The sequence below is a fragment of the Hyphomonas sp. genome, from assembly GCF_013823385.1.
Lineage (GTDB): Bacteria > Pseudomonadota > Alphaproteobacteria > Caulobacterales > Hyphomonadaceae > Hyphomonas.
In genome coordinates this window covers 1-23,662 of sequence record NZ_PNMA01000014.1, presented here as the reverse complement: position 1 = coordinate 23,662, position 23,662 = coordinate 1, and the positions used below count along the sequence as shown (strand labels likewise).

General features: G+C 63.7%; 28 protein-coding genes. 12 read left to right on the top strand and 16 right to left on the bottom strand.

Going from position 1 to position 23,662, the window contains the following annotated elements:
* The first annotated feature begins 76 nt into the window (after positions 1–76).
* Complete coding sequence (locus tag C0456_RS10030) at positions 77–715, top strand: class I SAM-dependent methyltransferase (protein WP_291051236.1); 639 nt, start codon at positions 77–79, stop codon at positions 713–715.
* A gap of 48 nt (positions 716–763) precedes the next feature.
* Here the strand turns inward: C0456_RS10030 and C0456_RS10025 are convergent, their stop codons facing one another.
* The 5 genes from C0456_RS10025 to C0456_RS10005 form a co-directional block, all read right to left on the bottom strand.
* Positions 764–1,333, bottom strand: a complete 570-nt coding sequence (locus C0456_RS10025; protein WP_291051233.1) for a fasciclin domain-containing protein — start codon at positions 1,331–1,333, stop codon at positions 764–766.
* A 137-nt stretch (positions 1,334–1,470) separates the two neighbouring features.
* Positions 1,471–2,568, bottom strand: a complete 1,098-nt coding sequence (locus C0456_RS10020; RefSeq protein WP_291051231.1) for an aromatic ring-hydroxylating dioxygenase subunit alpha — start codon at positions 2,566–2,568, stop codon at positions 1,471–1,473.
* A gap of 8 nt (positions 2,569–2,576) precedes the next feature.
* The gene (locus C0456_RS10015) at positions 2,577–3,119 is read right to left on the bottom strand and encodes a protease inhibitor I42 family protein (protein ID WP_291051228.1); all 543 of its coding nucleotides are present in this window, start codon (positions 3,117–3,119) and stop codon (positions 2,577–2,579) included.
* An 87-nt stretch (positions 3,120–3,206) separates the two neighbouring features.
* Positions 3,207–4,001 (bottom strand): hypothetical protein, encoded by a 795-nt coding sequence (locus tag C0456_RS10010; RefSeq protein ID WP_291051225.1) that lies wholly within the window; start codon positions 3,999–4,001, stop codon positions 3,207–3,209.
* Positions 4,002–4,005: 4 nt separating this feature from the next.
* On the bottom strand, positions 4,006–4,857 hold the full coding sequence (locus tag C0456_RS10005) for a hypothetical protein (protein ID WP_291051222.1): 852 nt from the start codon (positions 4,855–4,857) through the stop codon (positions 4,006–4,008).
* A gap of 250 nt (positions 4,858–5,107) precedes the next feature.
* Between C0456_RS10005 and opgC the strand changes: the two genes are divergently transcribed.
* Complete coding sequence (opgC, locus tag C0456_RS10000) at positions 5,108–6,439, top strand: OpgC domain-containing protein (RefSeq protein ID WP_291051219.1); 1,332 nt, start codon at positions 5,108–5,110, stop codon at positions 6,437–6,439.
* 57 nt (positions 6,440–6,496) lie between these two features.
* The gene (gene lepA / locus C0456_RS09995; RefSeq protein WP_291051216.1) at positions 6,497–8,302 is read left to right on the top strand and encodes a translation elongation factor 4; all 1,806 of its coding nucleotides are present in this window, start codon (positions 6,497–6,499) and stop codon (positions 8,300–8,302) included.
* A 41-nt stretch (positions 8,303–8,343) separates the two neighbouring features.
* Here lepA and C0456_RS09990 read toward each other — a convergent pair whose 3' ends face one another.
* On the bottom strand, positions 8,344–8,499 hold the full coding sequence (locus C0456_RS09990) for a hypothetical protein (protein WP_291051214.1): 156 nt from the start codon (positions 8,497–8,499) through the stop codon (positions 8,344–8,346).
* Positions 8,500–8,863: 364 nt separating this feature from the next.
* Here C0456_RS09990 and C0456_RS09985 point away from each other — a divergent pair, with 364 nt between their 5' ends.
* Together C0456_RS09985 and tsaD are read left to right on the top strand one after the other, a co-directional pair.
* Positions 8,864–9,577, top strand: a complete 714-nt coding sequence (locus C0456_RS09985) for a YceI family protein (RefSeq protein WP_291051211.1) — start codon at positions 8,864–8,866, stop codon at positions 9,575–9,577.
* Between the two features lie 39 nt (positions 9,578–9,616).
* Positions 9,617–10,705, top strand: coding sequence for a tRNA (adenosine(37)-N6)-threonylcarbamoyltransferase complex transferase subunit TsaD (tsaD, locus tag C0456_RS09980; RefSeq protein WP_291051209.1), 1,089 nt, complete (start codon positions 9,617–9,619; stop codon positions 10,703–10,705).
* A 357-nt stretch (positions 10,706–11,062) separates the two neighbouring features.
* Here tsaD and C0456_RS09975 read toward each other — a convergent pair whose 3' ends face one another.
* Complete coding sequence (locus C0456_RS09975) at positions 11,063–11,752, bottom strand: TetR/AcrR family transcriptional regulator (protein ID WP_291051207.1); 690 nt, start codon at positions 11,750–11,752, stop codon at positions 11,063–11,065.
* A 177-nt stretch (positions 11,753–11,929) separates the two neighbouring features.
* Between C0456_RS09975 and C0456_RS09970 the strand changes: the two genes are divergently transcribed.
* On the top strand, positions 11,930–12,226 hold the full coding sequence (locus C0456_RS09970; protein ID WP_291051204.1) for a YciI family protein: 297 nt from the start codon (positions 11,930–11,932) through the stop codon (positions 12,224–12,226).
* Positions 12,223–12,915, top strand: coding sequence for a glutathione S-transferase (locus C0456_RS09965; RefSeq protein WP_291051202.1), 693 nt, complete (start codon positions 12,223–12,225; stop codon positions 12,913–12,915). Before C0456_RS09970 ends, C0456_RS09965 begins: the two co-directional genes overlap by 4 nt.
* Here the strand turns inward: C0456_RS09965 and C0456_RS09960 are convergent.
* The 7 genes from C0456_RS09960 to C0456_RS09930 form a co-directional block, all read right to left on the bottom strand.
* Positions 12,863–13,657, bottom strand: a complete 795-nt coding sequence (locus C0456_RS09960) for a sulfotransferase domain-containing protein (RefSeq protein ID WP_291051199.1) — start codon at positions 13,655–13,657, stop codon at positions 12,863–12,865. The genes C0456_RS09965 and C0456_RS09960 overlap by 53 nt on opposite strands.
* A 135-nt stretch (positions 13,658–13,792) precedes the next feature.
* Positions 13,793–14,335, bottom strand: coding sequence for a hypothetical protein (locus C0456_RS09955; protein WP_291051197.1), 543 nt, complete (start codon positions 14,333–14,335; stop codon positions 13,793–13,795).
* Between the two features lie 74 nt (positions 14,336–14,409).
* Positions 14,410–15,153 (bottom strand): hypothetical protein, encoded by a 744-nt coding sequence (locus tag C0456_RS09950; protein ID WP_291051194.1) that lies wholly within the window; start codon positions 15,151–15,153, stop codon positions 14,410–14,412.
* A complete protein-coding gene (locus C0456_RS09945; RefSeq protein ID WP_291051191.1) occupies positions 15,153–17,318 on the bottom strand; it encodes a PQQ-dependent dehydrogenase, methanol/ethanol family in 2,166 nt (721 codons plus the stop codon). Before C0456_RS09945 ends, C0456_RS09950 begins: the two co-directional genes overlap by 1 nt.
* A 124-nt stretch (positions 17,319–17,442) precedes the next feature.
* Positions 17,443–18,312: an orotidine-5'-phosphate decarboxylase gene (pyrF, locus tag C0456_RS09940; protein ID WP_291051188.1), complete on the bottom strand. Its 870-nt coding sequence runs from the start codon at positions 18,310–18,312 to the stop codon at positions 17,443–17,445.
* Complete coding sequence (locus C0456_RS09935; protein ID WP_291051186.1) at positions 18,309–19,136, bottom strand: serine protease; 828 nt, start codon at positions 19,134–19,136, stop codon at positions 18,309–18,311. The genes pyrF and C0456_RS09935 overlap by 4 nt, the downstream gene beginning before the upstream one ends.
* A 4-nt stretch (positions 19,137–19,140) precedes the next feature.
* The gene (locus tag C0456_RS09930) at positions 19,141–19,560 is read right to left on the bottom strand and encodes a DUF350 domain-containing protein (protein WP_291051183.1); all 420 of its coding nucleotides are present in this window, start codon (positions 19,558–19,560) and stop codon (positions 19,141–19,143) included.
* 110 nt (positions 19,561–19,670) lie between these two features.
* On the opposite strand from C0456_RS09930, the gene C0456_RS09925 reads away from it, so the two are divergent.
* From C0456_RS09925 to C0456_RS09905, 5 genes are read left to right on the top strand one after another with little or no spacing between them, the layout of a single operon-like run.
* The gene (locus C0456_RS09925) at positions 19,671–20,453 is read left to right on the top strand and encodes a 3-hydroxybutyrate dehydrogenase (protein ID WP_291051180.1); all 783 of its coding nucleotides are present in this window, start codon (positions 19,671–19,673) and stop codon (positions 20,451–20,453) included.
* Between the two features lie 43 nt (positions 20,454–20,496).
* Complete coding sequence (locus tag C0456_RS09920) at positions 20,497–20,874, top strand: hypothetical protein (protein ID WP_291051177.1); 378 nt, start codon at positions 20,497–20,499, stop codon at positions 20,872–20,874.
* A 50-nt stretch (positions 20,875–20,924) separates the two neighbouring features.
* On the top strand, positions 20,925–21,557 hold the full coding sequence (locus C0456_RS09915) for a hypothetical protein (protein ID WP_291051175.1): 633 nt from the start codon (positions 20,925–20,927) through the stop codon (positions 21,555–21,557).
* Between the two features lie 13 nt (positions 21,558–21,570).
* Positions 21,571–21,906 carry a heavy metal-associated domain-containing protein gene (locus C0456_RS09910; RefSeq protein WP_291051172.1) on the top strand — a complete coding sequence of 112 codons (336 nt, stop codon included), beginning with the start codon at positions 21,571–21,573 and terminating at the stop codon, positions 21,904–21,906.
* Positions 21,903–22,295, top strand: coding sequence for a hypothetical protein (locus C0456_RS09905; RefSeq protein ID WP_291051169.1), 393 nt, complete (start codon positions 21,903–21,905; stop codon positions 22,293–22,295). The genes C0456_RS09910 and C0456_RS09905 overlap by 4 nt, the downstream gene beginning before the upstream one ends.
* A 52-nt stretch (positions 22,296–22,347) precedes the next feature.
* Here the strand turns inward: C0456_RS09905 and C0456_RS09900 are convergent, their stop codons facing one another.
* Both C0456_RS09900 and C0456_RS09895 read right to left on the bottom strand, forming a co-directional pair.
* A complete protein-coding gene (locus tag C0456_RS09900) occupies positions 22,348–22,659 on the bottom strand; it encodes a transcriptional regulator (protein ID WP_291051167.1) in 312 nt (103 codons plus the stop codon).
* Positions 22,660–22,677: 18 nt separating this feature from the next.
* Positions 22,678–23,304: a hypothetical protein gene (locus C0456_RS09895; protein ID WP_291051165.1), complete on the bottom strand. Its 627-nt coding sequence runs from the start codon at positions 23,302–23,304 to the stop codon at positions 22,678–22,680.
* Positions 23,305–23,662: the final 358 nt, after the last annotated feature.

Sequence of the window (23,662 nt, the reverse complement as noted above, 5' to 3'; positions counted from 1 at the left end):
GTTCGCGCGTTCTGGCATCTGACTGCCATATCCAGGTCACTCAAGCCTGCTAAACGGAGAAGAAGGGGGAGCCAAAATGACCCATGTTTCCAAAAATACCCGCTTCTGGGACCGGACGGCGCGCAAATATGCGGCCGATCCGATTGCCGACGAGGCCGGGTATGAACGGTCTGTGGCGCGGACGGCCGAGTTCCTGCAGGCTTCCAGCGAAGTGTTCGAATTCGGCTGCGGCACGGGCACCACGGCGCTGAAACTGGCGCCCCATTGCGCTCATCTTCTGGCAACGGATATTTCGGCGGAGATGATCGCCATCGCCCGCGAGAAGGCTGCCGCCGCAAGCGTGGGTAATGTCACCTTCGAGGTGGGGGTGATCAATGATGATCGCTGGCGCCACAAGGCGTTCGACCTGGTCCTCGGCTTCAACATCCTCCACCTGCTGGAGGAACGCCAGCCCGCGCTGGAGGCGGTTCACAGCCTGCTGAAACCCGGCGGCCTCTTCATCTCCAAGACACCCTGCCTCACGGAAATGGGCTTTGGGCTCCGCCTCGCCCTGCCCCTGGCCCAGGCCATCGGCAAGGCGCCGCATGTGGATTTCTTTTCCGAAGCCACCCTCACCGGCGAGATCACGCAGGCCGGGTTTGAGATCGTTGCCAGCGAACGCCATGGCACGCGCGGCAAGGATGTGCGCGCCTTCATCGCCGCCCGCAAACGGTAAGCGGGGCAGCGCGCCGGAAAGACCGGGCGCTGCCCCGATAATAATACGCTATTCTTCCATGCGCGGGATGAGCACCCCGTCAATCACATGCACCACGCCGTTGGAGGCCTGGATGTCAGAGGCGGTGACCTTGTATTGGTTCACCATCACCGTGCCATCGGCCAGGCGGCGGACAGCGAGCGCCAGATTGTTGATGCTGGCGGTGGCCACGTTGGCGTCTTCTGCAGGCACATCCGCAGCAAGCACCTTGCCCGGAATGACGTGATAGCTGACGATCCGGGTCAGCTTGTCCTTGTTTTCCGGCAGCAGCAGCGTGTCGAGTTCGCCCGGCGCCAGCGCGGCAAAGGCTTCATTGGTCGGCGCGAACACTGTGTAGGGGCCAGGGCCCGCCAGTGTTTCGCTCAGACCAGCCGCGTCCACGGCGGCAAGCAAGGTTGAAAAATCCGGATTGGTGGCGACGACATCAACAAGCGTGACATCTTCGACCGGCGGGGCCTCTGCCGGGATTTCAGAGGTTTCCAAAGGTGGCGGAACAACTGTCGGCGCACCTTCTTCCACAGCCGGCGAACAGGCCGCGAGGGCAAACACGCTCGCAGCGGCAAAGAGAAACATTTTCATCAGACAGGTCCTTTTGTGGCGCGCCGTACGGGGAATGGAGGGCGCGGGCCATTAGATGGGGCGATCACGCGCCTCGGCCAGCGCGCACTCTTTCACTTGTCCGGGGCTTTTTCAGGGCAGGACGGAGGCAGCCTGCCTCAACTCATCCATCTGAGCACGCGCGGCTCGATCGGGTTGGCGAAGTCCCTGCCCTCGCTGCGGGCGGCGGTCCATTCGCGTTTCAGCATCTGATACCATTTGGCCTGCACATCGATATCATCGATCCAGAGCATCGCCTTCTGATAGGCCATGCCTTCATTCTGCAGGTCGACCATGCGCCCATCCTGGGCCAGGAAGGTCTTGCCCATGCGCTTTGCCATCGGGATGGCGAGGTTCAGCAGCGGCGCGCCGGTCCACCAGGTGAACTGGGTAATCCGTGTACGTTTGGGCGCTTCAGGCGTCAGGCAGGTCAGCGTCAGCAGGCGCGCGGTATTGTTGGAGATGATCTCCCACCGGTAGCCCGGCAGCTGGAAGCGGATCTCGGTCATCACATCGCCGCCGAACACCCAGCGATAAAGCTTGGAGTTGGAAGACGGCGCATGCCGGTCAATCGCCCAGCCCCGCAGGGTCGGCACGAACGGCTTTTCCTTGAGCTTCAGCCCGGAAGACGGCGGACGCCACCACCACTGGTTATGCACGAAGGGCACATGCGCCGGGTCCATCAGGCCGACCACCGCATCATCCATATGGGCATTGAAGATGTCATGGATGACAAAGCCCGGCTTGTCCGGAAGCGGCCCGAAATCCGGCGGCGCAACAGCCGGCGGCGCGGCAGAGCGCGGGTCGTGCGCCACATAGATATAGACCGCCCCGTTCGCCTCATGCACCGGATAGCGGCGCACCTTCACCTTTGCAGGATCATAGGGGCTGCCTTCGGTAAGGCTCGGCATCAGCTTGCAGCCGCCATCGGTGCCAAAGCGCCAGCCATGATAGGGGCATTGCAACGTCCACTGACCGTGGGTTTCCACCTGCTGGCCCGCTGACAGTGGCACCAGCCGGTGGGGGCAGATGTCGCGCAGGGCGAACGCCTCCCCTGCCGGGGTGCGCCCCACCACGACCGGTTCCCCCAGCATCATGATCCGCTGCTGCCTGCCCGCCTTCAGCTCCGCGGACGCCGCCGCCAGATACCAGCTGTCGGTCAGGAAGCCGTCGGCCGTGATGCCGGTTTTCGGCGGGGTGTGCTGGGTGTCTGGCAAAGGGCGGCCTACTCTGCGGGGGTGACCGTGACGGTCACTTCAAATGTATCGGACGGGGCCTCTTCACTTTCCCAGGGGCGGCCCTCGGTGAGCTTGATGACGCCGGTGCCGGGGGCAGAGGCTTTGAGATCAAAACTCATATAGTGATTGCCACCGGTAAAGCCCGGCTGGCTCTGCAGCGCCGGATTGGTGGGGCGGGTGTTCTCCGCGGTCAGCTCCAGGAAACCTGGCATTTCGGCGATCTGCCAGACATAGCCGGCGGTGGGCACGGTCTCGAGCTCGATCCGGAGGGTTTCGCCCACCGGAACGGAAACTTCCCCGCCCTTCTTGTCTTCGCCGGCATAGACAACGCCCGTTTCGGCCTCGGCCTGGGCGGCCTCGGCAGCGGCCGTCTGAGCGTCTTCACCTGGCATTTCGCCCATCATCATCTCTTCCCCATCGACAGCCGGCGGCTCCACATTGCCGGTGTCCACCGGCGTCTCAGCGGGCGCGCAGGCCGCAACGCCCAGCGCCATCGCTCCGGCCAGCATCATTCCAATCGGGTATCGCATGAGAAACTCCTGTTGCTCTCCGCAGTATCGCTAAGTTCGCCGCGACGCGAAAGCAACTGCGTAAGAATGCAGGGGTTGCCCCAGGCTTCAGCCGTCCGTGCGGGCGGAAAACTCGACCTGGCCGCCACCTTCGAAGAAATACCGGGTCCAGAAGCCGCGCAGTTTCGCGTCCAGCGCCGCCGGCAGGGGCGAGCGCGCCTTGTCGTGCAGACGGCCATAGCCGATGACGCGGACGGTCGTTCCCGGCGTGCGTGCCAGCGCGCCATGTTCGGCCACGATGCCCATCAGTTCGTCTTCCGGCAGCGAGGAAAACTTGCGCCAGGTGAGCATGTCGCTGTTTTCCAGCATGTCCGAATAGATGATGAGGTTGGTATAGGGCTCTGCCGAGGCCGACCCGGTCCAGTGGCCGATGGTGCGGATGATGTCGGAGCCCGAAGCGTCTTCGGCCGTGTTGATGATCTCGCGCAGCGAGGCGGCCAGGGTGCCCATGAACTGCTGCTGGTCCTGCTTGGCCTTCATCGTGCTGCACGAGCCCACGATCTCGTCCACCACTCCGCCTGCTTCCGGACAGCCCGGCTTGCAGGCATTCGCCAGACGGCGGGTCTTGGAATAGTGGTCGGAAATCGTGGCGATGATGATGCGGTCGCCAGTCTGCAACCTGTCTACCACGCCGCCGAGACTTTCCATCAACAGCGTCTGGTCGGCCGCGTCAAAGGTTGTCGTGCGGTCGATGAGGAACAGGGTGGAGCGGTCGCTGAGCGCGCAATAATCGTCGGGCGTGCGATTGACGAAGCCCGATCCCGCCGGCCCCGAACAGGCTGACAGCAGCAATGAGAGCGCAAGAACCGGCAGGGCGAGCCGGCATCCCGGAAACATGGTCATCTGGTCAGGCGCTGGCCCTGTTGATCTGGTTGGCATGGCGGCGCTGTTCGACGGATTCGGCGTCAGCACGCTGACCCTTGATAGTCGCCAGTTTTTTCTCGGCCTTCTTGCGCTGGATGTCGGCAGACTGAAAATCCGGATGAGGATCATGCGAGAAATAGGCCGCCGTCAGGCCAACCGCCACAATGCCGAGATTGATGGCAAAGAAGATCCAGCCGGAAATGCCAAGGCCCGCCTTGAACATGTCCCCGGCCATCTGGGCCGCGCCCGTCCCCGCCAGCATGTCCGAAAAACTCGCCTGGGGCTGGGTTGCAAAGTCGATATACCCCTGGCGCAGAACGGAGACGCCATAGATCAGCGACAGAATGATCGCCGTGATCAGCACCACCTGCAGCAGCTGCCCGGCCCAGCCGGACTTCTTCACATGATAGCCAAACCGGCAGAGCACGAGGCCAAGCCTGTGAGCCAGGGTGACAAGAATGACGCCCACAAGGAAGGCCACGCCGAGCGACACGGTCGGGCTTTCACGGAAGAACAGTTCAAAGCTCAGCCGGTTCACCGGGATTTCGAACAGCATCAGCGCCAGCATGAAAGGCCAGTAGAAGAAGCTGCGCGCATAGCGCGGCTGGCGGTCCACCTCGGCCTGGATCGTGTCCCATTTGGCATTGATGGTATCGAGCGTGTCCTGAGCGTCAGCGATGCGGCCGCCATACTTGGTCTCGATCGCATTCATGTGGCCGGCGTGGAGGTCGTGCAGGCGCTCGATCTTGGCGCTGCGGGCCGCGGCGCGATCTACCGTCGTGTAGTTCCCTATCACGCGCAGGGCGGACGGGGTCCGATCCGGGGTTTCCGCCATGGGCTGATCCTCCAAAGGTCAGTTTAAAAATCTTAACTGAGCTTCCCCCGCCTCGCAAGGCGCCCGCACAGACGCTGCAGTTAACCTTTGAAGGAACGCAGCGACAGCGCGCCCGGCCACCTTCATTTCCGGCAAAATGTCCGCCAGGGGTCCAGCCAGAAGGCCATTAATCATGACAATTCAAATACTTGGTGAAGCTGTCACAGAAAGATGGTATGCGGAACAAGTATTTTTCCGCGTGAGCATGTGAATGCAGGGCAATGGGACAGAATTAACCAAATACACGGCGGCTGGACCGGCTGATTTGCCGCAAGATTCTTTTCCCCTGACGCGCGAATTACACGCTGAAACCATCACAACATCTTCACGGGAAGCTCAGATACGTATCATCGGGCTGGATATATGCCGGTCTGTCGCGATCCTGGCGACCATGTTCAGCCATGCGCTTTTTGCAGGCGGCGCCCAACCCTATTACGCGCTCGACCATGCGGGCCTGATCTGGTTGCGCTATTTCCTTCAACTCAGCCCGCCGATCTTCATCATCCTGTTCGGTTCGGTGCTGGAAATCGTCTACCGCCCGCGGATCGAGGCGGGACAAAAGCTTCAGACCACGGCTCGCCTGCTGACCCGCGCGGCTCAATGCTATCTGCTTTATCTCGTCACCCTTCTGGCGATGCTGGCGGCAGGTCTCGGTTCACCGGCATACATGCTGCGCTGCGCGCTGTTCTTCGGCGCCACGCCCTATGGCGACATCCTGAAATTCTACACCCTTGCTCTGGCCTTCGCCCCGGCGCTCATCTGGCTTCGGGACAGGGGCGGTTTCGTCACCCTGGGGGCCGTCTCGATAGTCATCCACCTGCTGCATCCGCTGATCACGCGTCTGGCGGTGCCCGAAACATCTGCTGCAGACGCATATCTGAGCCCCGTCATAGGCTTCCTGATCGGCGGCGGCGAGATTGTGACGGGGGGCCCCTCCTTTCTGCATGGCATGACATTCGTTATCTGGGGCATGATGATCGGCCGCGCCGTGATCGTCCTCACCCGCGCGTCTTCCAGCCGGCGGGAAATCATGCAGGCAGCCTGCAGCATGGGCGCGCTGCTGCTGGTTTCCGGCGCTGTGCTGCTGGCCTTCTGGAACTTCGACGCCCCCTTCAACACCGTTCGAGACCTCAGCAACCTCACCTACCGGAATATCAACCATCCGATCTATTTCGCTTTCGGGCTTTTCGGCACGCTGCTGGCAGTGTTCGTCTGCCTCATCCTCTATGACGTGTTCCGGGTGAAGTTCGGCCTGTCGCTGACCTTCGCCGGCAAGACGAGCCTCTTCACCTTCTCCTTTGGCAATGCCCTGCTTTACCTTGCCCCGGCGCTGACCCTCAGCCTGACGGGCAGCTGGATCTACACCTTCGCCCTGTTCTTCCTGGTCTGCCTGCAGAGCTATGCCTTCAACTGGCTGCAGACAGCGCGCGGCAACTGGCTCGCCACCCGGTTCCAGGCCTTGATTGTGCAGATAAATTCGGCGGTCAGCTGGCTTCCCCGGCAGGTCGCTGCGCCCTATGCCGGGCTTCTGGGCTGGCGATAGGCACCGAGCCGCCTGAAACCGCTTTCAGGCGCGCGAATGGAACGCTATATGCCGCCCATGACCCCACGCGACAAAATCCGTAACTTTTCCATCATCGCCCATATCGACCATGGGAAGTCGACCCTTGCCGACCGCCTGATTCAAGCCTGCGGCGGGCTGACCGACCGGGAAATGAGCGAACAGGTGCTCGACTCGATGGATATCGAGAAAGAGCGCGGCATCACCATCAAGGCGCAGACCGTGCGCCTCGCCTACACCGCGCAGGATGGCGAGACCTATACCCTCAACCTGATGGACACGCCCGGACACGTCGACTTTGCCTATGAAGTCTCCCGCTGCCTGGCCGCCTGCGAAGGCTCGCTGCTGGTGGTCGATGCCTCGCAGGGCGTCGAGGCCCAGACGCTCGCCAACGTCTACCAGGCCATCGATCAGAACCACGAAATCGTGCCCGTTCTCAACAAGATCGACCTGCCCGCCGCCGATGTGGACCGGGTGAAGGAACAGATCGAGGAGATCATCGGGCTTGATGCCTCTGACGCGGTGCAAATCTCGGCCAAGACCGGCCTTGGCATTCCCGACGTCCTCGAAGCCATCGTCACCCGCCTGCCCCCGCCGAAATCCGGCGACCAGGCTGCGCCGCTGAAAGCTGCCCTGGTTGACGCCTATTACGACCCCTATCTCGGCGTGGTCGTCATCGTCCGCGTGCATGACGGCGTGCTGAAGAAGAAGCAGGCGATCCGGATGATGCGCACCGGCGGCGTCTACGAGATCGACAAGGTCGGCACCTTCAATCCCAAGCTCACCGAAGTCGAGGCCCTCGGCCCCGGCGAGGTCGGCTATTTCGTCGCCTCGATCAAGGAAGTCGGCGACTGCTCGATCGGTGACACGATCACCGAAGACAAACGCCCGACAGACAAGGCCCTGCCCGGCTATAAGGACGTGCAGCCGGTCGTCTTCTGCGGCCTCTTCCCGATGGATGCCGGCGACTTTGACGATCTGCGCGCCGCGATGGGCAAGCTGCGCCTCAATGATGCGTCCTTCACCTGGGAGATGGAAACCTCCGCCGCGCTCGGCATGGGCTTCCGCTGCGGCTTCCTCGGCCTCCTCCACCTTGAGATCATCCAGGAACGCCTCTCCCGCGAGTTCGACCTCGACCTGATCGCGACCGCGCCGAGCGTCGTCTATGAAATGACGATGACGGACGGAACCGAGATCGAACTGCACAACCCCGCCGACATGCCGGACGTGGTGCGCATCGCCGAAATCCGCGAGCCGTGGATTTCCGCCACCATCTATACACCGGACGAATATCTCGGCTCGATCCTGAAACTCTGCCAGGACCGCCGCGGCATCCAGACGGAACTCTCCTACGTAGGCGGACGGGCCTGCGTGAAATACGAACTGCCCCTCAACGAGGTGGTGTTCGACTTTTACGACCGCCTGAAATCCATCTCGCGCGGCTATGCAAGCTTTGACTATACCCTCATCGGCCACCGCGCCGAAAACCTGGTCAAGCTGCAGATCCTCGTCAACGAAGAACCCGTCGATGCGCTCGCCATGCTCGTCCACCGCGACCGCGCCGAAAGCCGGGGCCGCCAGATGTGCGAACGCCTCAAGGAGCTGATCCCGCGCCAGATGTTCAAGATCCCGATCCAGGCCGCCATCGGCGGGCGGGTCGTGGCGCGCGAAACCATCAGTGCCATGAGGAAAGACGTCACCGCCAAATGCTATGGCGGCGACGCCACGCGCAAACGCAAACTCCTCGACAAGCAGAAGGCCGGCAAAGCCCGCATGCGCCAGTTCGGCAAGGTCGAAATCCCGCAGGAAGCCTTCGTGGCCGCGCTGCGGATGGATGGGGATTGATCCGTAAAGCCGCTTCTCCCTCTAGGGAGAGGCGGCTTGAATCAGGCCTCTTCCAGCGGCGCCGGATTGTCCGGCGCAAAGCTCACCGCTGACAGGAACACGATCATTCCGGGCACGAACGGCATCAGATACCAGCGCCACCTCGCACGCGCCGGGCTTCTTACAATCCCTACCGGAAAATCGTCACGCCCAGCCACGCCAGCAACGGCACAAGCATCGTGATGGCCATCCAGTAGCGCAGCATCGGCGGCACAGAGTGGGGACCATATGCCCTGGAGGACAGCCCTCCGGGCCGGAACTTGCTCTGACGGCGCCTTACGGCCACAAACTTTCGCTTCGGCCGCCGGAACTCCAGCGCAGTGTTTTTCCGCGCCATTCTGGCGTCCTCCCGCAGTCTGAGCTGGGGAACCTGCCTGCAAAGGCCTGAAGCGGGGTTGTTTCTTCCTTTGAAATTTCACCGATCTCACCGCGTCTGCCAGCCCGCAAAATTCAATTTCCCGGCTAGCCGCCGCGCCCGGAAAGGGGCACAAAAGCCGGCCAGACTGCGAAAGGACGATTCCCATGCGCCCCCGCCCGCTTTCCGCGCTCCTGCTGTCAGCCCTCACCTTTGGCGCCTGCGCCAGCGCGCTGGTGGCCCCGCCGCCGGAAGCCAGCCCCGCCGATGCCGCCCTTGCCCCGGTCATTCCCGACCCCAGCCTCGCCAATGGCGCAGGCGCCGGCGTCTACCGGCTGGACAAGCATCATGCGAGCCTCGTCTTCGCTGCCGACCATCTCGGCTTTTCCAACTATGTCGGCCAGTTCACGCGCTTTGACGCGACCCTGACGATCGACCCCGCCGCGCCCGAGGCCGCCACGCTCACCGCCACGGTGGACCCCACCTCGCTGACCATCCCCACACCGCCCGACGGCTTCCTCGAAACCCTGCTCGGCCCGGACTGGCTGAACACTTCCGCCTTCCCCGAAATCACCTTCACCTCCACGCAGATCCGCCAGACCGGCCCCGCAGACGCCGAAGTGACCGGCAATCTCACCTTCCTCGGCGCCACGGTCCCGGTCAGCTTCCAGGCCCGCTTCAACGGCGCCTATCCGGGATATCCGCCCTATGACCCCAACGCCCGCGCCGGCTTCCACGCTGCCGGCAGCCTCAGCCGCTCGGCCTTCGGCATGACCTATGGCCTGCCGCCAGAGGGTTCCACCATGGGCGTCGGCGATACGGTGAAATTCTGGATCGATGCCGAGTTCACCGGCCCGCCCGCTGAGGCCGTGCCCACTTAACCGCTTCTATCCGGCCCCCTGCCCCGCTATATGCGGGCGATGACCCAGCCCCTGACGATCCTCGGCATAGAGACCAGCTGCGACGAGACGGCCGCCGCCGTGCTGCGCTATGAGGATGGCCGCGCGACGCTTCTGTCGGATGTGATCCGCACGCAGCTTGCCGAACACGCGCCCTATCTGGGCGTCGTGCCGGAGATTGCCGCCCGCGCCCATGCTGAGCTGGCTGACCTCACCGTCGCCGCCGCCATGCATGCGGCGGGCCTCACCTACGGCGATCTTGACGGGGTCGCCGCCACGGCGGGCCCCGGCCTCATCGGCGGCGTGCTCGTCGGGCTGATGACCGGCAAGGCGATTGCCCAGGCCGCGGGAAAGCCCTTCATCCCGGTCAACCATCTGGAGGGCCACGCCCTTTCCCCCCGTCTGGGTACGGACTGCCCGTTCCCTTACCTTCTGCTGCTCGTCTCCGGCGGACATTGCCAGTTTCTGGAAGTGCGCGGCCTGGGGAATTATCGCCGCCTCGGCTCCACCATCGACGACGCCGTGGGCGAAGCCTTCGACAAGGTGGCAAAGCTCCTCGGCCTCGGCTTTCCCGGCGGCCCGGCAGTTGAACGGCTGGCCGCCTCAGGTGATCCGAAGGCGCATCAATTCCCCCGCCCGCTGCTCAATCGCCCCGGGCTTGAGATGAGCTTTGCGGGCCTCAAAACTGCCGTCGCCCGCGCCGCCGAAAGCGCCCGCAGCGATCGCGAGAAGGCAGACATCTGCGCCAGCTTCCAGGCCGCAATCTGCGATGTGCTGTCTGAAAGGGCCCGCCGCGCGTTGGCAGGGTTTGATGCGGGCACGGATGAAAAGCGTTTCGTCGTGGCCGGGGGCGTCGCTTCCAACAAGGCCATCCGCGCCGCGCTTGAGGCGGCCGCCGAAGCCAGCGGCGCGCGCCTCATCGCCCCGCCCCTGCGCCATTGCACCGATAACGCCGCGATGATCGCGCTGGCTGGCGCCGAGCATCTGGCCGCCGGCCAGTCCACGCAAGAGGGCCTCGCCTCGGGCGCGCGTCCGCGCTGGCCGCTGGACGAAGCCTCGGCCAAGGCAGACCCGGTCTTCGGCGCGGGCCGGCGCGGCGCCAAGGCCTGAACACACGCCCCTTCCTCAAATGAGTACGGGCGCCTGCAGGAGGCGCCCGTCTGGCCGGTATCCGGGTGGGAGGAAGCCCGGAATATCCCGGCATCAAGCTGCAGGTGGCAGGGGAAACGCCCGCAGCGATACGTGTCTGCGTGCCGGCCTTAGCCGACGAAATAAGCGAGCTGCACGGTCGCCCACATGACAAGGGCGGTGGCAGGAATGGCCGCAAGGAAAGACAGAACGGCCTGACGATTTTCCTGGGAGGACATGGGAGTAGCTTTCTGACGGTGCCGGGCAGCGACCATCGCCGCCCATGCACATCATATAGCACCCCATTGAGGGATAATCAATGAACAAATTGGATTTTGTTCAATCGTCAGCGTTCAGGTGCTTTTTCATGACGACTTCCACGCCGGGCACGCAGTGCGGATCGACCGCCTCCGGCAGCCCTTCCCAGACAGCCGGCTGCGTCGCGCCAGGCGACATGCCTGCCAGCAGCAGGTCCATCACCCCATCGATCTCACGCTGCAGCTTGGGCAGGGTCAGCTTCGAGAACAGCTGCGGAAAGCGGAACTTCATCAGCGCCGACTGCCACATCTCGGCCACCTCTTCAGGATTGGCGATCTGGCGGAACTCGCCCGCCTCCATGCCGTCCCTCATGATCTGAACCAGATAGGTCCGCTCCTTGGCGAGCTTCTCATTCATGTAGAGCGGCCGCTCATCGGCGAGCACTTCAGCCACTTCCAGGATCTTCGCCTCATCCGCGATGGCCGAATAGGTCCGCGTCAGTTCGTAATGGAAGATTTCGCGCATCCGGTCGGCCGCAGACACTTTCTTGTCCGCAATCCTGGCAAAGGTTTCATAGGCTTCCTCATTGAACTTGCGGGCCATGGCCTCGGCAATGTCGAGCTTGGAAGCGAAGAACCGGTAGATATTGCCGGCGGACATGTTGCAGTCCTTGGCAATCTCCGCCATCGTTGTCTTCGAGTAGCCATAATGAAGGATGCGCTCCACGGCGGCGTGGAGAATCTGCTTCCGGGTGTCGTCCATCTGAGTCATTGGCCAACTCTACAGCAAATTGCTGAACGTTCAATATATTGTTCAGCGTACATTGCGTGTCATTTGGCTGACATTTGGTCTCACCCCCACTTCGCTCCACCCCCGCCCGATAACAGCGATGACATCCGCCCAATGCCTGTGCCATAGCGGCGGCAGGTCAAAAGGGAGATGCCCACGATGCCGCTTTTCTGTCTGCACTGCCTCGACAATGAAACTGACGGGGCCGAACGCCGCGCCGCAGCCCGTCCCGCGCATCTGGAATGGGCCGCCAGCCTCGGAGAGGCGTGCCGCATGGCCGGGCCGCTGCTCAGCAATGACGGAAAGATGATCGGTTCGGTCTTCCTGATCACCGCCCACAGCCTGGAGGCGGTACGCGCCCTGCATGCGGAAGACCCCTACACGAAAGCCGGCGTGTTCGGAGTGGTCCGGATCAACGAAACCCGCTGGGCCATCGGCGAAGGAAAGCCCGCATGAGAAAGTTCATCTCCGGCAATCTCAACTATTCCAGCTGGTCGATCCGCCCGCTCCTGGCCGTGCGCAAGGCGGGGCTCGGCATTGAAGAAGAGATCCTGCCGCTGGATTTCCCCGAGACCACTGCCCGGCTGAAGGAGATCAGCCCGACGGCCAAGGTGCCGCTACTGATCTGGGATGACCTGATGATCTGGGAAAGCCTGGCGATCACCGAATTTGTCGCCGAACTGGCTGGCCCCGGTGTCATCTGGCCCAAGGACACTGCCCGCCGCGCCATCGCCCGCGCCGTCTCCTCTGAAATGCATGCCGGCTTTGCCGCCATTCGGAGCGCCTGCTCGATGGACATTCGCGGCCGCACGCCTGCGCCGGAGATGACCCCCGCCCTCGAAGCAGACATCGCCCGTCTTCAGGCGATGTGGTCAACCCTGCGCGAAACCTATGGCGGCAATACGCAGGAGCCTGGCCCCTTCCTGTTCGGCGCCTGGTCGGCCGCAGACGCCTTCTATATGCCCGTCGTCACCCGCTTCCGCACTTTCGGCCTGCCGCTCACCGGCGCTGCGGCCGACTATGCTGCCGCCGTGCTGGAAGATCCGGACTTCAGGCGTCTGGAAGCGGAGGCGGCTGCCGAGCCCTGGTGGATCAAGTATGGGCCCGAAGGGCGCTCGGCCGGACTTCTGAAACCGGCGGGCTGAAAAGATCATAGCCAAGGTCATGCCGGACGAGGTCTCTGACCCGTTCGGCATAAATCTCCATCGCCTCGCCGGTGAACAGCTCGTCCAGCGTCTCCCGGCGGTTCTGCAACACATTCGGCTCCGCCTCGGGGTCGATGCGCTTGGCCATGGCCTCTTTCGTGCCCGCCTGAAGCGCGGCCTGAATGGCTTCGGGCGTCAGCGCCACGCCCCAATGCTGCGCCATGGCTTCCAGCGCGGCGCGCGGATTGATGCGGGTGGCCTCATACTGCAGCACCCTCACCTTCCCCGGATAGGCGGCGTGAATGTCGCCCCACCGGTTCCAGAACCGGGCGATCCAGTAAAGGTCGCACCGGAACTGTTTGCCGGCCGGATCGCCGCGCAGATAGTCCAGCCAGCTCACCTGAATGTCGTCCTGCCATTTGGCATAGTGGGAAGCCAGAATCCCCATCGGATGGCGCACGCACAGCACATAGGGCGGCAGCTTCATGGCCTTGCGCGCCCAGGCCCAGTCGGCCAGCTGATGCGGAATGGAATGGCTTTTACCCAACCGGGGCAGCTGCGCATACACCGGCGCATCCGTTGCGAAGCCGACATAGGGCCGTGTGGCATTTTCCGAGAAATAGACCGGCCGGGGAATGCCATAAGTATCGGCCAGCGCCACCGAAAACATGTAGAGCATCCAGTGCGTACCGGAATTCTTTGAGCTGACGAAAAAGCCGTCAAAAGCGCCGTGCCGCAGCACGGAGAAGTTCGTCCATCGCTCTTTGCGGTCCTTTGTCAGGAAGGCTTTTGGCGGACAATTCTGCATGATTGGGTGGTAACCGTCTCTTCTGGAACGATGCAACACCCTGATGCATTGCAGGAATGTGTTGCGCAGTTATGTCTTGAGACCGGCCATATCCCGGTAGATCTGCAACAATGACAGCTGCGCCCGCGTCGGCAGCCCTTCCGCCTCCGAGACCGTCACCAGCATCGCGTCGAGGTCCACCACTTCCTTGGGGCCAAGCTGGGGCGCATTCACCACCAGCCTGCTGAGGCGGCGCATCTGGTCTTCGCCCGGCAGCTGGCTGCCAGCCACCCAGGCGGCATGGGCGGCCAATTCTTCTGCTTCCTGCATGGAAAAGCTGAAATGCGTGCGGATTTCGGCTTCGATCATGTCGGCCTGCCGCCCGGTCAGCGGCGCGCCGCGCGCCAGCGCCATCATCATCATCATGATCGCGGCGGCTTCCCGCGGATCTTCGATCAGTTCAACGCCGCCCTTGCCGGCCCGCCATTTGAACGCCAGGCGGCGGGGCGCATTGGCAACGGTCTTTGCCACTTCTCCCAGCTCATCCAGGCCGCGCCGGGCCATCCGCAGACGCCAGGTCCACACGGCAATCGCGGTCAGAATAGCAAGGACACCAAAGATAATGTGCATCATGACAGTCTAGTCCGCCTGAGACCGGCGCGCCATCTTCCTTTTCCGTTAGATTGCGGGCGGCTCTGCCCGCCGGATCATTCTGGCGCAGGCTGGACCATCGGCGCTCCAAGATAGCGGACTTTCAGCTCCAGCCCGTCATTCCCGAAAATCGTATCTAGGTGCTGCCGGTAGAAGCCGAACACCTCCTCGCCTTCCACGGCGATATTCTCTGCAAAACGGGTGGCAAAGATCATCCCGGACGGGACAAGTTCGAAAACACCGCGCTCGGCGCTCGCCCGGAACTGGAAGGTCAGCCAGTAGACCGAAAGATCGTCCCGAGGCTCCCCGGATACGGTGTAGTAGGAAAAGATCATGACGGGCAGGCTGACCTCGCCGGACGCCACCAGCCCATCTTTCAGCTCCACCTGCTTCAGCAGATACTGGCTGATGTCGAACGTCAGACCGTATTCATACGAAATCGCCCCGCCCGGCCCGATGGCGTATTCTGTAAGAGACACAGCGGTCGGCAGCGACACCTGCCCCGCCTGCAGCAGATGGTTTGCCTCCACGGCCTTCAGCCGGATCTGCCCCGGCTCAAACGACGCCGCCAGCATCACCTGCTGCCCGCGCACAAAACTCCGCTGGGCAATCTGGGCCTGCTGCTCGCTCATCTGGCAGGAGCGGACGGAAGCCCCCATAGCCGCCAACGCGCCGATAGACGCGACCAGCGCAACCAGCCGGTCAAAGGGCCAGTTGCGCGGGTCAAAGAGGGGGCCAGCCCTGTTTCGAAGGCTCTGCTCCGCTGGCGGAGCACTCTCGGGCCCGCCCTCCTGCTCCATCAGGGAGCAGGCTGTTCTGCGGGCGCCGCCGCTGCATGGGCCTGTGTCAGCACATAGGCCCGGATCGCTTCTGCCTCGTCCGGGGTGATGTATTCGGCAAACGAGACCATGCCGTTGGCGGCCAGGTTGCCTTCCAGCACCACGCCCTTCCAGGCGTCCGTATTGGCCGTGATGGCCGACCAGCGCAGGTCAGGCAGCACGCCGGAGGAGACCGCCAGCGGGCCGTGGCACACCGCGCAATTGCGCGCATAATGCACCGTACCTTCCGAAATCACCGCCATCGAGCCGAAGGCTTCGCCTTTGGGGGTGGCATCAACCGGCGCCAGGCCGGAATCGGCAATCTCGCCCGTACCGCCCAGCTTGAAGGTCACCACCTTGCCGACCGTCGAAGGCACTTTCTCGTCATAGGCAAAGCCGGCTGCCAGCGCGAAGGCAGAGCCCCAGCCGGTGGTGATCGTCACATACTGCTCACCATCGATCATGAAGGTGCCGGGGCCGGAGGCGCCGCCGGATTTGAGGTTATGGCTCCACAGCTTGTCGCCCGTGGCCGCGTCATAGGCGACAAACTCGCCGTTCAGCTTGCCCTGGAAGACGAGCCCGCCGGCCGTCGACAGCACGCCGCCATTCCAGGCATTGCCATGCTCCACGCTCCAGCGCGGGGCACGCGCCACCGGGTCCCAGGCAATCAGGCGGCCTTTCAGGCTCGCCCGCAGGAATTTCGCCACTTCCGGGGGCGCAATCGGCGGCACGCCCGCCGAAAAGTCGATCCCGGTATTCCAGCTGACAGGCCGCGCGGCAAACCGCGGGTCTTCTGCATAGGCCTGCGGAATTTCCTGGGCCGGAATATAGGCAAGGCCCTCATCCGGGTTGAACGCCATCGGGTGCCAGTTATGGCCGCCCAGCGGGCCGGGCGTCTGCTCATAGGGCTGTTTGGCATAGCGCGCTTCAGGCACTTCGATCGGCCGGCCATTTTCATCCAGGCCCGTCGCCCAGTTCATCGGCACATAGGCGTCGCCCGAGATGTATTCGCCGGTCGCCGCATCGATCACATAGAAGAAGCCGTTCTTCGGCGCCTGGAGGGCCACGCGGCGCGGCGCGCCATCCTCGCCCAGCGGCAGGTCCGCCAGAATGATCGTCTGCGTCGCGGTATAATCCCAGTTGTCGCCCGGCGTGGTCTGGAAGTGCCATTTATAGGCACCGGTATCCACGTCCACGGCAACGATCGAAGAAAGGAAAAGGTTATCTCCGGCCGACGGATCCCGGAAGGTCCGGTTCCAGGGCGAGCCATTGCCAACGCCGAAAATGATCTGGTTGTTCACCTCGTCATAGACGATCGAATCCCAGACCGTGCCGCCACCACCATCGGTCGTCCAGGCGCCTTCATCGCCCCAGGTCACGTTGCCCACCTGCACGAAGGCATCATCCGAGGCGGCGCCATCGGGCTGCTTTGTGGGGTTGGGAACGGTATAGAAGCGCCAGACGAGATCGCCCGAGCTTGTGTCGTATGCGGAGAGATAGCCCCGTACGCCAAGCTCCGCCCCGCCATTGCCGATCAGCACCTTGCCATTCACGACGCGCGGCGCGCCGGTGATCGTGTAGGGCTTGTCCTGATCAACGGTCACCTTGCTCCAGATGACTTCGCCGGTCTCGGCGTTCAGCGCTTCAAGCCGCCCATCGATCACGCCAACATAAACCTTGCCGTCATAGACAGCCACGCCCCGGTTGACGACATCGCAGCAGGCCTTCACGCCCACCGCGCGATCCGCCTGCGGATCATACACCCACTTCTCCGCCCCGGTCTTGGCGTCCAGCGCATACACCACCGACCAGGCCGAGGTGACATACATTGTTCCGTCCACGACAATCGGGGTCGACTCCACGCCGCGATTGGTGGCCAGGTCATAGGTCCAGGCCACGCCCAGCTGGCTGACATTCTCCTTGTTGATGGCGGTCAACTTTGAATGGCGCTGCTCGTCATAGGTGCCGCCATAGGTCAGCCACTCATTGCCGGCGCTCTCGGTGGAGATGCGGGCGGTATCGACGGCCGCAAAGCCCCGGGGCTCGGCCTTCTGCACCTGCCCCTGCCCGCAGGCGGCCAGAATAAGCGCCGCGCCGGCAGCTGCCATCAAGGGGCTGGCCCAGCGGGCCGTCACAACTTTGCTCACGATAATCCTCCCAGACCACGTCCTGCGGCGCCTTGCGCGCAGGATCAGTTCGGCAGGAGACTAGCTGCTCGCCCGGTAAAGTCGAGATGTGACGCGGCGGGAGTGTCTGCCGGCGTCTGCCTCCTCAGGCAACCGCAGCCAGGCGCAGCTCGTCGCGCGCGTCGAGGATCGCGTCCTCGACGGCCTGCCGCCAGCTTGCCCTGTCCCCCGCATTGGCCGCCGCCTTGGGAAAAGTGACGGAACGTGACGCGCTGACGACCCCGCCCTCGCCGTTCACGAGGCCGGAACACGCCTCGGCCGCGCCGGCCCCCTGCGCGCCATAGCCGGGCACCAGGAACAGCGCCTTGGGCGCCAGCGCCCGCACGGCGCGGGCCTCTTCCGGCGCCGTCGCCCCGATCACCATCATCAGGCTCGACCAGCCACACGGGCTCATCAACCGCTCCGTCAGCGGGCCCAGCGCCTCTGCCACGCGCACATAAAGCGGCGCCCCGCCCATGATGCGCGACTGGAAATCGCCCGCGCCGGGATTGGAGGTGCGCACCAGTACGATCACGCCCTTGCCATGCGCCTTGGCGAGCTTCGCGTAAGGCTCCAGCGTATCGAGCCCCATATACGGGTTCACGGTCAGCGCATCGCCCTCGAAGGGCGCGCCCGGCGCCAGATAGGCCTGCGCATAGCCCTCTGCGGTGCTGCCAATATCGCCGCGCTTGGCGTCCATCAGCACGATCAGCCCGGCCGCACGCGCAGACTTTGCTGCCGCCTGCAACGCCGCCATGCCTTCCGGCCCATGCCGCTCGAACAGGCTCACCTGCGGTTTCACTACCGCCACCTTGCCGGCAGCCGCCTCGATGATCGCCTGCGACCATTTCCAGACACCTTCGGGCGTATCGCCGCCGAAAAGCTCCGGAATCATGCCCGGATGGGGATCAATCCCCACGCAGAGCGGGCCGAATTTCCGGGTGCCTTCGAGGAGCCGGGTCGCAAAATCAGTCATGCGGTCACCTCGCACATAACCTTCACCACCTGCAAGCGCCGCCGGGCCGTGTCGGAGGCGGCGCCATAATTGCGGATGCGGAAGGTGTCAGACGGGCCCGCCTCGCGCGGCACGCCCATAGTGGTGAGGAAGGCATCCACCGATTGCGGCGCCGTTGTGTAGACGCGGCCCCGGCGCGGGCTTTCGGCCACGATCACCCCGCGCACCGCCCCGTCTTTGCCGAAGACCGGCCCGCCGGAAATACCGCCCAGCGTGCCCGTCAGCCCATTCGTGCGGCCGACCTCCGCCCAGGCCAGGATCGGCATGTCCGCCTCGCGCAGGCCGCGCGTCACCAGCCGCGAGCGGCCCACCAGCTTGCTGGCAAGTTCGCCGGGCTGGCCCTGGGGGAAGCCCACCAGATAGCCCTCGCTGCCAAGGAACATCGGCGAGGTGAGATCCAGCATTACCGGATTGGGGCTGCGCCCGGTCGAGAGGAGGGCCAGATCATGCCCGTCATCAAGGGAAACCCGCGCCACCGGCACATAATTGCCCGGCGCCACTTCCAGGCTCACCTTCGAGCAGCCATCCACCACATGCCGGGCCGTCAGCCAGTCTCCGCGCGAATTGATCGCGAAGGCCGTGCCCACGCCATTCTGCGGCGGCCCGGTCTGCACCACGACCAGCTCGTCCAGCGGCGAGGGATCCGGCAGCAGCGGGCCGATTTCCTCGGCAATAACCGAAGGCGGCGGCGGTTCTGGCGCCTCGGCCTCCGGCACCAGCGAGAACACGACCAGGAGAATGAAGCCGAGCGCGGCGGCATAAATCACCCAGTCAAACGCGCGCATGCTTTCATATCCTCTGCAACACTGGATCCCACAGCCCTGCCGCAAAGATCAGCCCGGTGCCGAGCTTTGCAGCAGCGAGCACCACCGCCGCGCCCATTTCATCATTCGAAATGCGGCGCGGAATGCCTCGCAGGATCAGGTCCACGATACGGTAGGTAATGAGTTGCATGAGCAGTGCAATGGCCCCCCAGAGCACAAGTTCGGGAAGTGACACCGAAGACGCCAGCGTCGAGGCAATCGGGATGGCCAGGCCCCCGATGGCCCCGCCCAGCGCCACACCGGCCGAAGCATTGCCATCCTTGACGAGGGCCAGTTCCTTCCAGGGCGTGAGCAGAACATAGACAGTCGACGCAATCAGCAGCATGGCCCCCGCCATGCCCGTTGACATCAGGAAGCGCGGAAAGGCTGCATCAAAAGCGCTCAATTCTCCCAGTATCACCCTTGTTTATCCTCGCATGCGGGTCTACGCCCGGCTTCTGGAACCACCGGTTCGACCCTATCGAGTGCGCCCCCCAGCCTCAAGGAGAGAGGAACATGCTCGCCGGAAAAACTGCCCTCATTACAGGCTCGACCAGCGGCATCGGCAAGGCCATCGCGCTGCAGCTTGCAGCCGACGGAGCCAACATCGTGCTCAACGGTTTCGGTGACGCAAAGGAGATCGAGACACTTCGCGCCGGCATCGAAAAGGATCATAAAGTAAAAGCCGCCTTCTCTGGCGCAGACCTGACAAAGCCCGAAGCCATCGAGGCCATGATGCAGGAAGCAGCCGACACCTTCGGCGGGGTCGACATCCTCGTGAACAATGCCGGCACACAGTTCGTAGCCCCGATTGACGAGTTCCCGGTGGAAAAGTGGAACCTGATCATCGCGCTGAACCTGTCGGCCGCCTTCCACACCACCCGGCTTGCCCTGCCCTACATGAAATCGAAGAAATGGGGCCGCATCCTCAATATGGGCTCGGCCCATGCCAAGGTCGCCTCTCCCTTCAAATCGGCCTATGTCGCCGCCAAGCATGGCCTTTCCGGCCTCACCAAGACCACCGCCCTGGAAGGGGCCACCCACGGCGTGCGCTGCAACACCATCTGCCCAGGCTATGTCTTCACCCCCCTGGTCGAAGGCCAGATCGCCGACACGGCCAAGGCCCGCGGCATGACCGAGGAGCAGGTCAAGAATGATGTGCTCCTCGCCGCCCAGCCGACCAAGGAATTCGTCACCGCCGAGGAAGTTGCCGCCTTTGCCAGCTTCCTCTGCTCGCCCGCCGCCGCCCAGATCAATGGCGCAGACCTCTCCATCGATGGCGGCTGGACCGCACAATAAGTTTATTTGACGCTTCGGGCAGACCACGGCACCTTCACCTGCAATGCTGGCACGCAGTTTTCTTCTCGCCCTCAGCCTCTGGCTGATGATCGCCGGCGGCCTCGCCGCCCATGCGAGCCCCTGCCATATGCAGGATGGCCTGAAGCCCGCCGCCGCCAGCCAGGCAGCAGATGCAGCCCCCGCCCACACTCATTGCGACATGATGGCTGATGCCGCGCCTCAGCCCTCTTCTGAAAGCGCGCCGGACAAGGCACCCTCCCCCGACAGCATCTGCTGCTGCCCGGCCGTACTCGCCGCCCTGCCAGCCCCCGCCCTGCCGCAGGCAGCGGCCCTTGCCTTCTCCCTCCCCGCCAGCTTCCCGCTGGACGCCCGCGCGCCCTCCCGCACGCTGATCCCCGAGCCGCCGCCCCCGAAAGCCTGACCTGTCGATCATCCGCCACCGGATCAATCAACAGACAGGACAAACGGCTCATGCCATCAAAATTCATGGTTGCGGCGCTCGCGCTGACAGCCCTCGCGGCGCCTGCCAGCGCCCGGCCCGTCTCCTATGCAGGCGGCTGGACGGCGATGCAGGACAATAACAGGATGTATTCCTCCCTGCTCGTCCACTATTCGCCCACGGCCACCGACTCCATCGGCCTGCTCGCCGAGCAGAACTGGTCAATGGACGCCACCTTCACCGGCCTGCAATACACGCGTCTGGCCAGGCGCTGGAACGCGCCGCAAAGCCAGGGCAATCTCTATATCAAGCTCGGCGCCGGCGCAGCCGATGCGTTCGAGGGCGGCCAGAAAGCGGCCGGCTTTGCCGGCCTTTCGGCCGACTGGGAAACCCGGCGCCTCTTCGTCTCCTATGACGTGCGCGCCCGCGACTATGGTTTCGACCAGTCGGTCTCCCATGCCGCGCGGATCGGCGTTGCCCCCTATGTGGCCGAATTCGGGAAACTTCATACCTGGGCCATGCTCCAGGTGGAAAACCATCCCGAGGCGGACAATCCCGTCCAGGTCACGCCCCTCCTGCGCTTCTTCGAAGGCCCCCTCCTCGTGGAGGCAGGCTACACCCTCGAAGAAGATCGCTTTCTCCTCAACTGGATCTATCGTTTCTAAAGGACATATGCTCATGAAAACCCTGAAAATCCTCGCCCTCGCCGCTGCCCTTTCGCTGGCCGCCGCCCCAGCGCTCGCAGCCCCGGAAGTCCCCGCAGCCAGTGCCCAGGCCAAAGGCGAATTCGTCACCGCCCATGTGAACGGCCTCGTCTGCGATTTCTGCGCCCAGGCCCTCCAGAAGGTCTTCAAGAAGGAAGCCGCCGTCAAAGGCATACATGTGGATCTCGGCAAGGGCGAGGTTCACATCTCCATGAACCCCGGCCAGACGCTGGATGACGCCACCATCGAAAAGCTGATCCGCAATTCCGGCTACGCCCTCACCGGCATTGACCGGGAGGTGGCCGAATGACGGATACAGACGAAATCCGCCCGCAGAGCACCTTGCCCGCCTTCCTGACCCTGTTCACCTCGACCGGCACGCTGATCTGCTGCGCCCTGCCGGCGCTGCTGGTCAGCCTCGGCGCCGGCGCCGTCATGGCGGGCCTGATCGAGGCCGTGCCCCAGATCACCTGGCTCGGAAAGAACAAGGCGCTGGTGTTCGCCTTCGCCGGCGCGCTGCTGCTCGCCAGCGGCGCCTGGCAATGGCATGCGCGCAGCCTCCCCTGCCCGGCAGACAAGGCCCAGGCCGCCGCCTGCGCCCGTGCCCGGAAGGTCAGCTGGATCGTCTGGGGGCTGAGCGTCGCGCTCTATGTCATCGGCGCCTTCTTCGCCTTCTTCGCCGCTGCCCTTTTCTATTGAGGGTCTTCCCGGAACGGCAAAGCCCCCTCACCTTGCAGGTGAGGGGGCTTTCTCATTCGGCTGCCTTCATGATGGCTTCCATCCGGCCGATCCAGATCAGCCAGGCGGCGCGGCCCTTGTCTGTCAGGAACACCCGCGTCTGCGGCTTCTTGCCGACAAAGCGCTTCTCCTGCAGCACATAGCCTGCCTCTTCCAGCTTCTTCAGATGCGTGGAGAGGTTTCCATCGGTCGCCCCCACCTTATCGCGCAGCTCCCCGAACACAGCCGGGCTGGCCGTGGACAGATACGCCATCACGCCGAGGCGCAGCCGCCCATGGATCACATCGTCAATGTCATTATGGTCGAAGGGATTATCCTCGCTCATGGCGCCGTCCTCCCTCTCTCAAACCGTCTCGGAGGGCTCGGCCCGCATCATCATGAGGCCCGGCACAAACACTGCCAGGAAGGCAGACGCCGCGCCCACCAGCCAGATATACTCCGTACCCGTCAGGAACACGGCGGCAAGAACACCGGCAAAGGCCGCGATCCCGGCAAACTTCAGGGCGCCTTGTCCGGAAATCGCTCCTGTCACATACTGGCCGATGCCATAGAGCCCGAGCACCATCGGCACGGACCAGTAGAAGCCTTCCACGCCTTCCCCGGTCAGCAGCATCCGGGCAATCAGACCAAGGAAGTAGACGGAGAGAAACATGCCGGAGGTCGTCCACAGCACAGCCTGCACCCGGTTGCTGGCGGACGCCTGCCCCGGCTTGCCGCGCGCGCCGGAGACGAGCAGGAACTGGCCGATCCCGCCCAGAGCGCCAAACACGATCCAGAGATAGAGATAGGCCAAACCGCCCAACTGGACGACGGCCCCGGTGGCGATCAGGAAGTGCCCCAGATAGGCCAGTGTGACGAGCCCGCCCCACATCGCCAGGAACCGCCCGCCCAGCAGCGGCGCGTTCTGGCCGGCTTCGGCGAGGTCACGGATGTAGCTCAGATCTTCAGCAAGGCTTGGCGAACGTGTCACGACATTATCTCCTCAATAACTTTGTATTTCAAAGTACTTTTTTATGTTCGCTCCGTCAAGACCCAAAAACGCGGCGAAAACCCTCTCCCGCAGGCAGCAAAGTGAAGGGAGCGCAACGCTAAACCCCTCTCCCTCTGGGAGAGGCTGCGGAGGATCAGCGTTTGCACTGCAAACGCCCGGAGCAGGCCATTGCGCAGCAATGGGAGGTGAGGGCCTGCAACATTGGATAAGCATGGACCTTATCCAACACGCGTGCGCCCCCTCCCCACGTCATCACGGAATTTGCTAGAGCAAATGTCCGGGACCCAGACTCCCCCTCCACCCCCCGTGTCATCCCGGCCAAGGCCGCGCAGCGGCC